This is a genomic window from Schumannella sp. 10F1B-5-1 (assembly GCF_006517535.1).
Taxonomy (GTDB): domain Bacteria; phylum Actinomycetota; class Actinomycetes; order Actinomycetales; family Microbacteriaceae; genus Schumannella.
The window spans coordinates 1-241 of record NZ_VHQH01000195.1 but is presented as its reverse complement, the minus strand read 5'-3'; the positions used below and the strand labels follow the sequence as shown (position 1 = coordinate 241).

The 241-nt window shown below is 69.7% G+C and carries 1 protein-coding gene; it reads left to right on the top strand.

Going from position 1 to position 241, the window contains the following annotated elements:
• On the top strand, positions 1–241 hold a 241-nt coding region (locus FJ658_RS15405; RefSeq protein WP_255447767.1), incomplete at both ends, for an ABC transporter substrate-binding protein.

The window sequence follows — 241 nt, the reverse complement described above, 5'->3', positions numbered from 1 at the left end:
GTCGACGGCCCCGGCGGCGAGATCCGCTACATCGTGTTCAACTTCGACACGATGCCGTTCGGCGCCAAGACCCCGGAGGCCGACGCCGCGAAGGCGCTCGCCGTCCGCCAGGCGATGGCCGACGTCGTCGACCGCGCGGAGATCGCGACGCAGGTCTACAAGGACACCTACACGCCGCTGTACTCCTACGTGCCGCAGGGCCTGACCGGCGCCACCGAGGTGCTCAAGGACCTCTACGGCG